The sequence below is a fragment of the Mesorhizobium sp. B2-8-9 genome (genome assembly GCF_006439475.1).
In the GTDB taxonomy this organism is placed as follows: domain Bacteria; phylum Pseudomonadota; class Alphaproteobacteria; order Rhizobiales; family Rhizobiaceae; genus Mesorhizobium.
On record NZ_VFTQ01000001.1, the window covers coordinates 61,973 to 75,041 of the forward strand.

Consider the following 13,069-nt stretch of genomic DNA (forward strand, 5'->3'; position numbering starts at 1 on the left):
TGGCCTCCTGCCCGCCAATCTCATTGCTAGGTAGCAAAGCGTCATGGCCCCATGTTCTTGCCTGGGTCGATCGAATCGAAATGGCGACGCGGGGACCCCACATCGCTCGTCTCAAGGCGCCAAAGCACCAAGGCTTCATCTGGTTCGGTTGATTCTTCACAGACGTTTGATCTCAATGCCGTATTTCCTCAGCGTGTAGCCAATCTGGCGCGGCGTCAGTCCAAGCAGGCGTGCCGCCTTTGCCTGGACCCAGCCACATCTTTCCATGGCCGCGATGACAGCTTCAGCACCGGTCGTTCTCGTACCGTTCAAGTGAGCTATCCTGCTGAGTGGCGGCTCCCCTGTAGTCTCAGGCGGGACTGCGACGGAGGGAGACGTACCGGCAGCAGCCGGCGTTATGGCCGCACCCCCTGGCGCCGGCAACATCGGACGCGATTGCAGCGCCAGGCTGACGGATCTGACCTTATGCAGCGCCGCTGCGAAGCATTGGCCTTGGCAGCATGCAAAGTCGCCTCTCCCTATCGATGCCCCCATCGCCAGAACGGCTGTCCGATACACGCAGTTCTGGAGCTCGCGAATGTTGCCGGGAAAATCACAGTTCATCAGCACTTCAACCGCACCGGGATCGAGGGTCATCGTAACGCCGTTCTCATCATTGAAATTTTTGAGAAACTCGGCTGCGAGGAGCGGAATATCACTGCGCCTTTCGCGCAGCGCCGGCACCCGCACCGTAAACACATTGATGCGGTAATAGAGGTCCTCCCGGAACTCATTTCTGGCAACTGCCTCTTCCAGGTTCTTGTTCGTGGCAGCGATGATCCGAACATCGACTTTGACGGTCTGGTTGCCGCCGACGCGCTCGAACTCCTGCTCCTGCAGCACACGCAAGAGCTTTGCCTGGAACGATGGCGAGATCTCGCCGATCTCGTCCAGGAACAGCGTCCCTTTGTCGGCGAGCTCAAAGCGCCCCTTGCGCGAGTTGAACGCGCTTGTGAATGCGCCCTTCTCGTGACCGAACAATTCGGATTCCAGGACTGTCTCGGATAGCGCAGCGCAATTGACCTTGATGAAGGGGCGTTTGGCGCGCGGCGACAAATCATGGAGGGCCTTGGCGACCTTCTCCTTCCCGGTACCCGACTCGCCTCGCAACAGAACCGCAATCTTGAGCTTGGCTACGACCTGGATATTCTCAATCAGATCGCGAAACGGCAAACTGTCGCCAATCATCCCCTCGATGTGAATCTTGTTACGCTGCCGCGCCGGTTGGTTCTGCTTTGGCTGCAAGTCGTGCTGGGCCATGGGTTGCTGGCGACCGCCCCCTAGGGAGCGACGAAACTTGACTGTCTGACCTACCAAATTAGCGATTTGGTTGAGCAGATAGAGGTTGTGATCGAGCCAAGCTCTTGGGTCTTCGCCCAGTACGTGGTCGATGGTCAGTGTGCCCACGACATCCGCATCGACGCGAATGGGAACGCCGATGAAGGACACTGCTGCGTTGTTGGAGACCCCGAGCACGTCCGTGTCGGCGGCGGTGAAAGCCGAATGAAAGGCGATGTTCTCGGTGACCAGGGGCGTGCCCGCCCTCATAATGTGGTCGATCGCGTTCCGCGGCACACGGCGGCTCTCGCTCGAGCCGGCGCCGAAGATTTCCAGTTCGCCATGACTGTTTAAGAGAGAGATGATGCCGTGCCGCATCGGCAGAAACGATCGCAGAATATCTACGACCTTTGTCAACGTGACATCGAGCGCGGAGGGGGCGGCAAGTGCTGTAGTAAATATTTCCACTACGCCGGCAAGCTCGCTCTCACGTGACGGCAGAGTAGCGGATTCCATTTTGGCGTCGTGAAGCGATGGGCAGCATGACGGCGTCTGCTCAGCACTTTCTTCAGATTGGCGATTGTTGTCATGATTTAGCATGTCATCCTCCATTCCGGGCCGCGACAGCAACGCCGCGCCATGTGGGCCTGCGACGTCGCCGGGCGTAGAGGCCCTGGTCAAATGGCATCGGCGCCCCAGCCACCGTTGGCCGGGACCGGCATGAGTTTCTTCGCCCCGTAGGCCGCCGCAGATTGGCGCACTTGCTCGCGCGTCGGAGCCACGAGTGCTTGGGACGTCGATAGAAACAATCGTGACGCGGGGTTGGCGGCAGCACGCCGGAGTTCCGCAGGAGGCATAAGACGAAAAGTAGGTCTCGGTTTTTGGCTTCGGTCAGGGTCCGATGAAAGGCAGGCACGAAAAATGCGGGAGGCGATGCTCGATGCATAGCTGGACTATCCTTAGTGAATCGGGGCGCTCTACAGGCTCTTCCGGTGGCCACCACTGCTGCTCGGAACGAGATGGGCAGTCAACAGCTGCTCGGAACGATGTGGCCAATCAACCGAACTTCCTTGCATTTCTGAAAGGATGAGAGAGGCTATGATAGAATCCATCATTCAGATTCTAGGAGATCGATGGGAACGGCAAAGATGTTTGCCCCGGCGTCTCGAGGGTGCCTGGCGCGCTGAGCGAGCCGACGCATTTGCGCGCTTCTATCGCCGGCAATCGCTGCCGACGTCCTCCTGGTTCCGGCTCGCTGAGTGACCGCGACAATCGTTCATTCCTCGCTATTTGATGCCATTCCCACGAGAGCAGGCTGGCGCGTGCCATGGCGCGAAGTTGTCGTCGTGCGGGCTTCAGTGTTCGTGCTGCAAAGCATCTCCTCAATCACACGGTTGCGCCAGGACCCGCGGGATCAATCGGTCTGTCGACGGCCCCTTCGAGACGCTCTGCTTCGGCGGGAGCGCGGCCAGAGCACGCTCGTGTAGGTGATCCTCCACTCCGGTGGCGGTCGGTCGCAAATACGACAAGGAAGCGGGGACATCGGGGCGCCAGAGACACAACCGGCGGCCGCTCTGCCAGGCAAAGCAATTACTGCACGGCGCCCTGTCAATCCTCTTTCTTCTACCGGACCGTATTGCTTCGACGCGGCACAATGCCGAGCCTAAGTGCGGGATTTCGCCCAGGATCAGGCAGCCAGTGCGGAAACCCGCACAAACCTCGGGGACACCGGGTGACCGAGCGTCTGAACATGCACGATTGGGCGCGGGATTTCCACTTGGCACGACGCTTGCAGCCGAAACGACAGCAGCGCTCGACCGGAGCGCCGCGATGGAGAAGCGCGGGAAGGGAGGAGGCCCACCCCGATCCGGTCAGGGAGAGAAAAGCTGTTGGCTCCACCGATTCGAAGCGCCGGTCCCCCAGCCCGCAAGGCCTTCTACGCCCAACTGTACGTGCAGGTGCTTACCGCCATCGCCCTCGGTGTCGCAGTCGGCTATTTGTATCCGGGCACCGGAGAGGCTCTGAAGCCGCTGGGCGATGCTTTCATCAAGCTCGTGAAGATGATTATCGCACCTGTGATCTTTCTAACCGTAACGACCGGCATTGCGGGCATGAACGATCTCAAGAAGGTCGGCCGGGTCGCCGGCAAGGCGATGATCTATTTCCTCACCTTCTCGAGCCTCGCATTGATCGTCGGTCTCATTGTCGCCAATGTCGTTCAACCCGGCTCTGGCCTCGATATCGATCCGGCCTCGCTCGATGGCCAGGCCGTGCAGGGCTATGTGGCCAAGGTCCACGATCAGTCGGTGACCGGCTTCCTCATGAACATCATCCCGTCAACTATCGTTGGTGCCTTCGCCGAAGGCAACATCCTGCAGGTCCTGTTCTTCTCGATTCTGTTCGGCAGCGCTCTGGCGATGGCCGGAGACACCGGCAAGCCTGTGCTTTCCTTGCTTCAAGCGCTACTCGCGCCGGTGTTCAAGCTGGTCGGCATCCTGATGCAGGCCGCGCCCGTCGGCGCTTTCGGCGCCATGGCCTTCACAATCGGCAAATATGGCATCGGTTCAGTGGCCAACCTCGCCATGCTGGTCGCGACGTTCTATTTCACCGCATTCGTCTTCGTGTTCGGGATTCTTGGCGCGGTGTGCCGATACAACGGTTTCTCAATCTTTTCTCTCGTGCGATACATCAAGGAAGAGCTGCTGCTGGTCCTGGCAACGTCCTCCTCGGAGGCTGCGCTGCCCTCGCTCATGGAGAAAATGGAGAAGGCAGGCGCCAAGCGTTCCGTCGTGGGTCTCGTCATCCCGACGGGATATTCCTTCAATCTGGACGGTACCAATATCTATATGACGCTTGCCGCCCTCTTCATCGCCCAGGCAACGAACACGCATTTGTCGGTTGCCGATCAGATTCTCCTGTTGGTCGTCGCGATGCTTTCCTCGAAGGGTGCCGCAGGTATTACGGGGGCTGGCTTCGTCACGTTGGCCGCCACGCTTTCCGTAATACCAACTGTTCCCGTTGCTGGGATGGCTCTGATCCTTGGTGTGGACCGCTTCATGTCCGAATGCCGAGCGCTGACGAATGTAGTGGGTAACGCGGTGGCTGCGCTCGTCGTCGCCCGCTGGGAAGGCGAATTGGACGAAGCGCGCATGAAAGCCGCCTTCTGCGGGAGCTTGCCGAGAGACTAAACCGGCCACCCCGCCCCAGCAAGATTGCTGCAGCGCGACCAATCAAGTCGCCGCGCTGTCATCAGCACGAAACAATCGGCTCGCGGCTCTAAACAGCGCGTCGCGAGACACAAGATCAGAAGCGCCAATGCGGTGAATCAAGAAACATGGATGCCTTACGCAAACGAAACCGAGAGCGACGAATGCTCGGTTGCTCCTTGAGCGCTGTTCATTGGATAGGTTGCCGATCGTGGAGCATGTCGAAATCTTCACGTTGCCGCCCGGAACCGTCGCCGGGACCGGGCCGATGACACAGGGACAGCCGATCAGAATTGGCGCGACGGCCAAGCGCCCCACAATTGCCGATCTCGCCCGCGAAGCCGGAGTGAGCGTAGCAACGGTCGATCGCGTCCTGAACGATCGTCTTCCGGTGCGGGAGCGGACCGCGCGGCTGGTCAATGAAGCCGCCCACGCGATCGGCTATCATGCGGCGGGTCTCATCAAACAGCGCTTGCAACGGGACCTGCCGCAGTACCGGCTAGGCTTCATCCTGAGAAAGCCGGCCCAGCATTTCTACCAAGATTTCGCGCGCGAGGTCGAAGCAGCGGTTACTTCGGCCGAGACCTTCCATGGCACTCCGGTTATCGAATTCGCGCCTTCGCATTCGCCCGGGGAGCTGGCGGCTAGCCTCAGGAATCTTGGTAGGCGCTGTCACGCGATCGGCATGGTGGCGCCAGACCACCCTAAGATCACGGCGGCAGTCGAGGAGCTCAAGGCAAAAGGCATCCCGGTTTTCTCGCTGCTTTCTGACTTCGCCGCTGGCGCGCGCGAGGGCTACGTAGGTCTCAACAACCACAGGGTCGGGCGCACGGCAGCTTGGATGTTCTCCAAAGCCGCTAAACGGCCTGGCAAAGTGGCGGTGTTTGTCGGCAGCCACCGTTTCCAGAGTCATGAGCTGCGGGAAAGCGGCTTCCGCTCCTATTTCCGTGAGAACGAGCCAGCATTCGAGGTGCTCGATACGCTCTTGAACTTTGAGAAACGACAGATCACTTACGAGGCGCTACTGCATCTTATGCAGCGGGAACCTGAGCTCGTCGGGTTCTACGTGGCCGGCGGTGGCATGGAGGGTGCCATCTCCGCGCTCCGGGACGAGTGCAACGGTCAGGATCTCGTCGTGATCGTGAATGAAATCACGCCGGAGTCACGGGCGGCTCTCGCGGATGACATCGTCACGATGGCGCTCGCCACGCCACTGCGCCGACTTTGCCAGGAGCTGATGCTGCTGATGGACCGCGCCCTCAAGAACGGCACGGCGGAGACATCGGGCCAGACATTTCTGCCGTTCGATATCTATGTGCCGGAGAATATCTGAATGATGTGATTCTATCAGTGCGTGCCAATTTTCTATCATAAATGCAAGAATCGCTCGATTGACTAGCCTGCTCCAATCAGCTTTGTGCATCCGCCTGCGGTGGGGCGCGCGGAGAAGCCAGACAAGACTGGCGCCGCACTTTTTGAAGGAAAAGCCAAGCCCATGCGCCAGGTATCTCCCCGCTTTGCGCTGGAAGACATGGCGGCGCCTTCTGTCGACGTCAGTGCAATTTTCGCAATTGCGCGTGATCAGGGCCTGACCGATGTTCAAATCCGTGACCATCGTTTCAGCAATCCTGTTGCACGCGCCATTCCGGCTGCTGAGGTCCGCTCGGCCGCTACCGAAGCCGGCGTCACGATAATTTCGATGAACGCTTTGCAGCGCTTCGACGACTGGACTGCCATCCGCCGGGCGGAGGCGAGCAAGCTGGCCGACTACGCTGCGGCGTGCGGGGCCAAGACGGTCGTGCTGGTGCCAGTCAACCACGGCTCGCGCGCCAGCGCTGGCGAGCGCCATGACTGTCTCCGCCTCGCTCTAAACGCGCTCAAGCCGGTCCTCCAATCGCGCGGCCTTGTCGGCCTGATTGAGCCGCTGGGCTTTCGAACCTGCTCGCTCCGATCAAAGAAGGAAGCGGTCGAGGCGATTGCCGCGGTTGACGGCCAGACCGTGTTTCGCCTGATGCACGATACGTTCCACCACACGCTCGCCGGCGAGGCCTCCTTGTTTGGCGAGCTTACCGGACTGGCGCACATTTCAGGCGTGAACGACCCGATGTTCTGGATTTGCCCGGATCGCCTTCTTGGAGGTTCTGACAATGCCAGTCAGATCCAGGCGCTGCTTGACCATGGCTATGCGGGACCCTTCTCGTTCGAACTGGTAGAGGAAGTGTGCACGATTGACGAGCTCGCTGGCGCGCTTGCCGCCAGTATTGATTTCATCCAGCGCGTGCTGTCGACGCGAAAGCAGTTGGTCGAAGAGGTAGAAAGCGAAATGGACGTGTAAAGCCTCGCGTGTTGTCACAGCGGAACAGCCATGCGAGCTGCCTCCTGCATCATTACCTCGCGCATCCAGACGCTTGCCGGATCGGTATTATGGAGTGCTGGCCATTGGACCGCTTCGGTGAAAGCAGGAAGCGGCAGCGGAAGTTCCACAATCTGAAGGGGGAAGGTTTTTTCGAAGTGCTTAACCAGCCGGAAGGGCATGGTCGCAATACGAGCCGTGCCGGACACCATGGGTGGGATCATGCTGAAGCCCTGCACGGCCACCTCGACACGTCTTTTAAGACCATGCTCGAGTAAGAACCATTCCTCGACGGACGGCATCAGCGAACGTCCGAACCTGACCGAGACGTGCCTCATCGACAGGTATCTCTCGAATGTAAGTTGCCGTCTCAGCTGCCTGTTCGTGGGACAGCCGACGCATACGAGCCTCTCGTCGAACAAGGCCACGCTCGAATGCGCGCTCGACGTGAACAAATCTGGAAGAACTACAAAATCGACGTCGCCGCGCCCGAGGAGCTCATCGGGGCTATCGTTGACAGGCAGCAATTCGAAACTGACGGCGGGGGCTTCCCGGGCAACACGCTCCACGACTTTCTCAAAAAAAACGAGCGTGGCGAAATCGGAAATAGTGATCCTGAAGCGACGATCGGATCGAGCCGGGTCAAACGGATCGGAAGAAATAATCGTACGCTGGATGTGCAGCAGAGCGTCGCGAACTGCGGGGCCAAGTGCTGCCGCACGTGACGTCAGAATACGTTCGCGGCCGTTCATGCTGAACAGTTCATCGCCGAAAAAATCGCGCAGTCGGGCGACGGCCGCACTCATCGCCGGCTGACTGAGATTGATCCGGCGTGCCGCCGCCGAGAGATTGCGCTCGGCCAGCAATGCGTCCAGCACGACGAGAAGATTGAGATCAAGCCCCCTGAAACGCATTTCTGCGGCTATCCATAGAGTGGATACCTTCCATCGAAACAAAGGATTTTATCATTGTGCTGAAATCTCGCATGGACAAACACCTGACGCACCGATCACCGCTGCCTCTATGCCGTGATGAGCGTCTTAAGGACAACCCGAAAGGAGAAATTCTTCCATGCGCTCTGCCGTGCAGTGGAGGTTATGCTGGGAAAATAGCTTGCAAGTGGCCGACCATGTCGAGCTCTCCGATTTCTTCCGAAAGATCTATGGACGAAACGGGGTCTTCGGCGCAAAGCCATTCGAAGGTGGCCGCAGTTGGGCCGGCGCAAGACCCGAACTCCGCCTTATTGCCAGCGACCCTGAGGGCGTAGCGGCACACATCGGAATACTGCGCCGCTTCATCAAGGTTGGCGACGTCGATGTTCTTGTGGCTGAGTTGGGCCTGTATGGCGTTCGTCAGGATCTTGAGAAGCTCGGAATCAGCTTTTCTATGCGCGCCGTATATCCCGTCCTGCAGCAGATGGGGGTTCCCTTCGCTTTCGGCACGGTTCGGCACGCCATGCGTAACCATGTTGAGAGGTACTGCAGAGAGGGCATAGCCACCATTGTGCCAGGCGTCCGGGTCCGTTCGAGCCGCGCAAATGTGCATCACGACCTGCCGTCCACGCGCCTGGATGACGTACTCGTGTTGGTATCGCCAATTGGACGCTCCATGGACGAATGGCCCTCCGGCACGCTGATCGACCGCAACGGTCCGGAGCTGTGAAGCTTCGGGGCTGCATATCCGTCCCGAGTGGCTACGGCCTCCCAGCAAGATTCTTCGCCATCGCGGCCTGCGCCGCAGGCCAGCCGGACTTATCCGGCTCCATGGGCGTTAAGCTTCTTCAGTTGCAGAAGTTTGATGGCTGGTTCCCCGATGCGCGCGGCTCAAGGAGTTATGTCGCGCCACGTAAAAACAAGCTGAAATGGAAAGAGACAAATGTCTGATCAACTTATAACGGAAGTCATTGAGATAATCAGGAAGCGCATCGAATCGGAGAACGCCGAGGGAACGACTGCAGCATCCGTCGGCGAAATAACCACTGCGAACGAAGTGACTGCGCTCGGGATCGATTCACTGGGGTTGGCGGACGTGCTCTGGGATCTCGAGCAGGCGTACGGCATCAAGATCGAGATGAACTCGGCCGATGCGTGGTCTGATCTCCAAACTGTCGGGGACATGGTGGAAGCCATCCGCGGCTTGCTCAACAAGGCGGCTTGAATGGATCGCCGGGTCGTCATCACTGGACTGGGCGGGCTGTGCGGGCTGGGCACCGATGTCGGGTCCATCTGGAAAGGCATGCGCGAGGGCCGATCGGCCATCGGTCCCATTGTCAATGCACAGCTTCACGGACTGGAGGGCGCGATCGGCGCCGAGATCAAGACGCTGCCTGAGCACGACATTGAGCCTCGGCAGCTGCTCTCCATGGGACGTTTCAGCCTGCTTGCCGTGCTTGCAGCACGCGAAGCCATGCGACAGTCCGGACTCTCCTGCGATGAAGGCAATGCCCATCGCTTTGGCGCAATAGTGGGTGCCGGCTTCGGCGGCTTCGATGCGACCGAGAAAGGCTACCGCGACGTCCTTTTGGGGGGAGCGTCCCGCGTTGAACTGTTCTCGGGAGTAAAGGCGATGCCGAGCGCGGCTGCGTGCCAGGTCAGCATGAGCCTCGGCCTTCGCGGGCCGGTCTTCGCCGTCACCACCGCCTGTGCATCGGGCAATCATGCGATTGCCTCGGCCGTAGACCAGATCAAGTATGGCCGGGCCGACGTGATGCTTGCGGGAGGCAGCGACGCGGCGTTCGTGTACATGATGATGAAGGCATGGGAAGCCATGCGCGTGCTCGCTCCGGACACTTGCCGGCCCTTCTCCGCGGACCGGAAGGGAGTGGTGCTGGGCGAAGGTGCGGGCATGGCCGTACTGGAAAGCTATGAGCATGCTACCGCCCGGGGTGCAAAGATTCTTGCCGAGGTCGCGGGCATCGGTCTGTCTGCCGATGCCTCCCACATCGCCGCGCCGGCAGTTCACGGGCCGGAAGGCGCGATGCGCGCCTGCCTTGCCGATGCGAAACTGAATCCAGAGGACGTCGAGTACCTGAACGCGCACGGCACCGGCACCAAGGCCAACGATCAAATCGAAACGGCGGCGATCAAGCGAGTCTTCGGTGAGCATGCTCATTCGATGTCCGTCTCTTCCACCAAATCCACCCACGGTCACTGCCTAGGTGCAGCCAGCGCGATTGAAATGATCGCCTGTGTGATGGCGATTCAGGAGGGCGTGGTACCTCCGACCGCCAACTATCGCGAGCCAGACCCCGATTGCGATCTCGATGTCACGCCCAACGTGCCGCGCGAGCGTAAGGTGCGTGTGGCCATGAGCAACGCGTTTGCCATGGGGGGCACGAACGCAGTTCTAGCGTTCAAGCACGTATAGTGAGCGTCCATGTCGCCGCAAAGTCCTTCCGCGAGCCTTGCTAGACAGTCTGAACGCTCTCCCAGTGTCCACCAGTCAGCTCCAGGTGGTCAGATCGGTCGAGCCGCGTCTGGTCGTGCGGCCGATGCCGCCGCAACCCAATTGGTGCGTGAACTCACCAAGGCCGTTTGGCTGGATAAAATATTACGTCGCCGCGGATCGGGAGCGCCCAGGAAGCCATCCATCGAGCCGAGACTTCCGGCAGGCGAAACCGAATTCGCCGGCCTGAAGAGAAGAGGACAAGATATGTTCGAATTGAAGGGCCGCAAGGCGCTCGTCACCGGGGCATCGGGAGGCATCGGCGAGGCGATAGCCAGGATACTGCATGCGCAGGGCGCCATTGTCGGCCTGCATGGTACGCGCATCGAAAAGCTGGAGACGCTGGCCAACGAACTGGGCGACCGGGTCAAGCTGTTTCCGGCCAACCTGTCGAACCGCGACGAGGTCAAGGCGCTTGGCCAGAAGACGGAGGCCGATCTCGAAGGGGTTGACATCCTGGTCAACAATGCCGGCATCACCAAGGACGGCCTGTTCGTGCGCATGTCGGACGCCGATTGGGACTCAGTGCTCGAGGTCAACCTGACCGCCGTTTTCCGGCTGACCCGGGAACTGACCCACCCGATGATGCGCCGCCGCCACGGCCGCATCATCAACATCACTTCAGTTTCGGGTATCACCGGTAATTCGGGCCAGACCAACTACTCAGCTTCCAAGGCCGGCATGATCGGTTTCTCCAAGTCTCTGGCGCAGGAGATCGCCACCCGCAACATCACCGTCAACTGCGTCGCCCCGGGCTTCATCGAATCGGCCATGACCGACAAGCTCAACGACAAGCAGAAAGAGGCGATTATGGCGGCGATCCCGACCCGGCGGATGGGCACCAGCGCTGAAGTCGCGTCCGCGGTTGCCTACCTCGCCTCCGATGAAGCAGCCTACGTCAGCGGCCAGACCGTCCACGTCAATGGCGGCATGGCCATGATCTGAGCACGGGTAACCGGAGCCTACCTTGTCGTAGGCATCGCGCGACAGGTCTCACCGCCGGGGTTTGCAGGGCATGTGCTGCTGCATGCGGATCAAACGTCCGCGGCGCTTGTCGTAAACGGTTCATCCCGCAGCCCGGCCACGGCTGCACCCATGGCCGTGCGATGAGTTTGATACGCGTGCCGCGGAAGCGCAACAGGGGTCTCAAAGCCAGGCGCAGGCCTTTCCAGGGTCGTCATGGCGACCAAGATCCTTGCGCTCACCGATCCGCTCGGCACTTGTGTGCTTCGTCCCCCGTCAGGAGGCCGCTTCGATACGGGGTTTCGCCCGCGCATCGAGGGCGTCGCCTTCGGCGATCCGATCGCCGACACGGGGTTCAACATCAACACCATCATTGCCGATCTGAACGAGCGCGGCGCCAGGATCGCAATCCAGCACGATCCGAGGCGCGCCTTGCCGCCGCCTCTCGATCTGGAAGCGTCATCTGATCGAGAACTTCTTCTGCACCCAAGCGTATGGCAGGACAACTCCAACCAGAGCTTCGAAGCGAGCATCGACCGCAACCCTGGCATAACCCACGATGGGCCTCAGACCAAGGCCAGCCAAGATGCGAACCGGATGAGGTACCGACCAGAGACATGCACTTCGAGCTCCGCTCCTCGCTCCGGGCGTCTCACAGTCTGCAAGCGCAACACCTGCCGATCAGCTGACGATCTGTCGCCTCAGGCAACATGAGTGTGGGCGGTAACGGCCGACACAAATCCAGGAGCGCTGGGGGCCTCGCGTGGATTCGCAGGAGTAGCAAGTCGGGATGCTTCCTGCACCATTATCTCCCGCATCCAGATGCTGGCTGGATCACCGTTGTGGTTGGCCAGCCATTGGACGGCTTCGGTGAAAACGGGAAGCGGCAGTGGAAGTTCGACGACCTTAAGGGGGAACGTTCTTTCGAAGTGCTTAACCAGCCGGAAGGGCACGGACGAAATACGAGCTGTGCCGGACACCATTGGCGGCACCATGCTGAAGCCCTGCACCTCGACTTCGACACGTCTTTTTAGGCCGTGCTCGAGCAAGAACAGTTCCTCGATAGAGGGCTTGCGCCAACGTCCGAACCTGACGCAGACGTGCCTCATCGACAGGTATCTCTCAAATGTAAGCTGCCGTGGCAGCTGCTTGTTGGCGGCACAGCCCACGCATACCAGCTTCTCATCGAAAAGCGCCACGCTTGGAAACGCGCCCGACATGAACATATTCGGAAGAATTACAAAGTCGATGTCGCCGCGCCGGAGGAGCTCGTCTGGGTAGTCATCGAGTGGCAGCAATTCGAACGTGACGGCGGGGGCTTCACGAGCGACACGCTCCACGACTTTTTCAAAAAAAACGAGCGTGGCGAAATCGGAAATAATGATCCTAAAGCGTCGATCGGATCGAGCCGGGTCAAACGGATCCGAAGAAATAATCGAGGACTGGATACGCAGGAGAGCGTCGCGGACTGCGGGGGCAAGTGCAATCGCTCGTGCGGTCAGGATGCGCTCTCGACCGTTCATACTGAACAGTTCATCACCGAAAAAGTCGCGCAGCCGGGCGACAGCCGCACTCATGGCCGGCTGGCTTAGGTTTATGCGGCGTGCCGCCGCCGAGAGAGTGCGCTCGGCCAGCAATGCGTCCAGCACAACGAGAAGGTTGAGATCAAGCCCCTTGAAACGCATGCGTGCGGCTATCCATAGAGTGGATACCTTTCATCGAAACAAACGATTTTACCAGTTTTGCTGAACGTCGCATAGGGACCTCACAAGAGATGTAAGCAAGC

10 protein-coding genes and 1 pseudogene are annotated in these 13,069 nt (G+C 59.8%); 8 read left to right on the forward strand and 3 right to left on the reverse strand.

The window, feature by feature from the left end; genetic code table 11:
* Nucleotides 1-156 precede the first annotated feature (156 nt).
* Nucleotides 157-1,917 carry a nif-specific transcriptional activator NifA gene (gene nifA / locus FJ423_RS00295; protein WP_064993575.1) on the reverse strand — a complete coding sequence of 587 codons (1,761 nt, stop codon included), beginning with the start codon at nt 1,915-1,917 and terminating at the stop codon, nt 157-159.
* Nucleotides 1,918-3,203: 1,286 nt separating this feature from the next.
* Here nifA and FJ423_RS00300 point away from each other — a divergent pair.
* From FJ423_RS00300 to FJ423_RS00310, 3 genes and pseudogenes are all read left to right on the forward strand, one after another.
* A pseudogene (locus FJ423_RS00300) lies at nt 3,204-4,597 on the forward strand (dicarboxylate/amino acid:cation symporter).
* A gap of 194 nt (nt 4,598-4,791) precedes the next feature.
* The gene (locus tag FJ423_RS00305; RefSeq protein ID WP_064993576.1) at nt 4,792-5,856 is read left to right on the forward strand and encodes a LacI family DNA-binding transcriptional regulator; all 1,065 of its coding nucleotides are present in this window, start codon (nt 4,792-4,794) and stop codon (nt 5,854-5,856) included.
* A 162-nt stretch (nt 5,857-6,018) separates the two neighbouring features.
* On the forward strand, nt 6,019-6,858 hold the full coding sequence (locus FJ423_RS00310) for a TIM barrel protein (protein WP_064993577.1): 840 nt from the start codon (nt 6,019-6,021) through the stop codon (nt 6,856-6,858).
* Between the two features lie 14 nt (nt 6,859-6,872).
* Here FJ423_RS00310 and FJ423_RS00315 read toward each other — a convergent pair whose 3' ends face one another.
* Nucleotides 6,873-7,790 carry a LysR family transcriptional regulator gene (locus tag FJ423_RS00315; protein ID WP_064993553.1) on the reverse strand — a complete coding sequence of 306 codons (918 nt, stop codon included), beginning with the start codon at nt 7,788-7,790 and terminating at the stop codon, nt 6,873-6,875.
* Nucleotides 7,791-7,947: 157 nt separating this feature from the next.
* On the opposite strand from FJ423_RS00315, the gene FJ423_RS00320 reads away from it, so the two are divergent.
* The 5 genes from FJ423_RS00320 (at nt 7,948) to FJ423_RS33415 (ending at nt 11,997) form a co-directional block, all read left to right on the forward strand.
* Nucleotides 7,948-8,538 (forward strand): NodA family N-acyltransferase, encoded by a 591-nt coding sequence (locus FJ423_RS00320; RefSeq protein ID WP_064993554.1) that lies wholly within the window; start codon nt 7,948-7,950, stop codon nt 8,536-8,538.
* 213 nt (nt 8,539-8,751) lie between these two features.
* Nucleotides 8,752-9,033 (forward strand): acyl carrier protein, encoded by a 282-nt coding sequence (locus FJ423_RS00325; protein WP_064993555.1) that lies wholly within the window; start codon nt 8,752-8,754, stop codon nt 9,031-9,033.
* Nucleotides 9,034-10,242, forward strand: a complete 1,209-nt coding sequence (locus tag FJ423_RS00330) for a beta-ketoacyl-[acyl-carrier-protein] synthase family protein (RefSeq protein ID WP_064993556.1) — start codon at nt 9,034-9,036, stop codon at nt 10,240-10,242.
* Nucleotides 10,243-10,527: 285 nt separating this feature from the next.
* Entirely contained in the window at nt 10,528-11,265 is a 738-nt protein-coding gene (gene fabG, locus FJ423_RS00335) for a 3-oxoacyl-[acyl-carrier-protein] reductase (RefSeq protein ID WP_064993557.1), read from the forward strand.
* Nucleotides 11,266-11,499: 234 nt separating this feature from the next.
* Nucleotides 11,500-11,997 carry a hypothetical protein gene (locus FJ423_RS33415; protein WP_064993558.1) on the forward strand — a complete coding sequence of 166 codons (498 nt, stop codon included), beginning with the start codon at nt 11,500-11,502 and terminating at the stop codon, nt 11,995-11,997.
* Here the strand turns inward: FJ423_RS33415 and FJ423_RS00345 are convergent.
* Nucleotides 11,985-12,968, reverse strand: a complete 984-nt coding sequence (locus FJ423_RS00345; protein WP_064993559.1) for a LysR family transcriptional regulator — start codon at nt 12,966-12,968, stop codon at nt 11,985-11,987. The genes FJ423_RS33415 and FJ423_RS00345 overlap by 13 nt on opposite strands.
* Nucleotides 12,969-13,069 lie beyond the last annotated feature (101 nt).

Bases quoted from the DNA above. Each gene is read 5' to 3' on its own strand.
- nifA (WP_064993575.1), bottom strand. From the start codon at position 1,917: ATGCTAAATCATGACAACAATCGCCAATCTGAAGAAAGTGCTGAGCAG.
- FJ423_RS00305 (WP_064993576.1), top strand. From the start codon at position 4,792: ATGACACAGGGACAGCCGATCAGAATTGGCGCGACGGCCAAGCGCCCC.
- FJ423_RS00310 (WP_064993577.1), top strand. From the start codon at position 6,019: ATGCGCCAGGTATCTCCCCGCTTTGCGCTGGAAGACATGGCGGCGCCT.
- FJ423_RS00315 (WP_064993553.1), bottom strand. From the start codon at position 7,790: ATGCGTTTCAGGGGGCTTGATCTCAATCTTCTCGTCGTGCTGGACGCA.
- FJ423_RS00320 (WP_064993554.1), top strand. From the start codon at position 7,948: ATGCGCTCTGCCGTGCAGTGGAGGTTATGCTGGGAAAATAGCTTGCAA.
- FJ423_RS00325 (WP_064993555.1), top strand. From the start codon at position 8,752: ATGTCTGATCAACTTATAACGGAAGTCATTGAGATAATCAGGAAGCGC.
- FJ423_RS00330 (WP_064993556.1), top strand. From the start codon at position 9,034: ATGGATCGCCGGGTCGTCATCACTGGACTGGGCGGGCTGTGCGGGCTG.
- fabG (WP_064993557.1), top strand. From the start codon at position 10,528: ATGTTCGAATTGAAGGGCCGCAAGGCGCTCGTCACCGGGGCATCGGGA.
- FJ423_RS33415 (WP_064993558.1), top strand. From the start codon at position 11,500: ATGGCGACCAAGATCCTTGCGCTCACCGATCCGCTCGGCACTTGTGTG.
- FJ423_RS00345 (WP_064993559.1), bottom strand. From the start codon at position 12,968: ATGCGTTTCAAGGGGCTTGATCTCAACCTTCTCGTTGTGCTGGACGCA.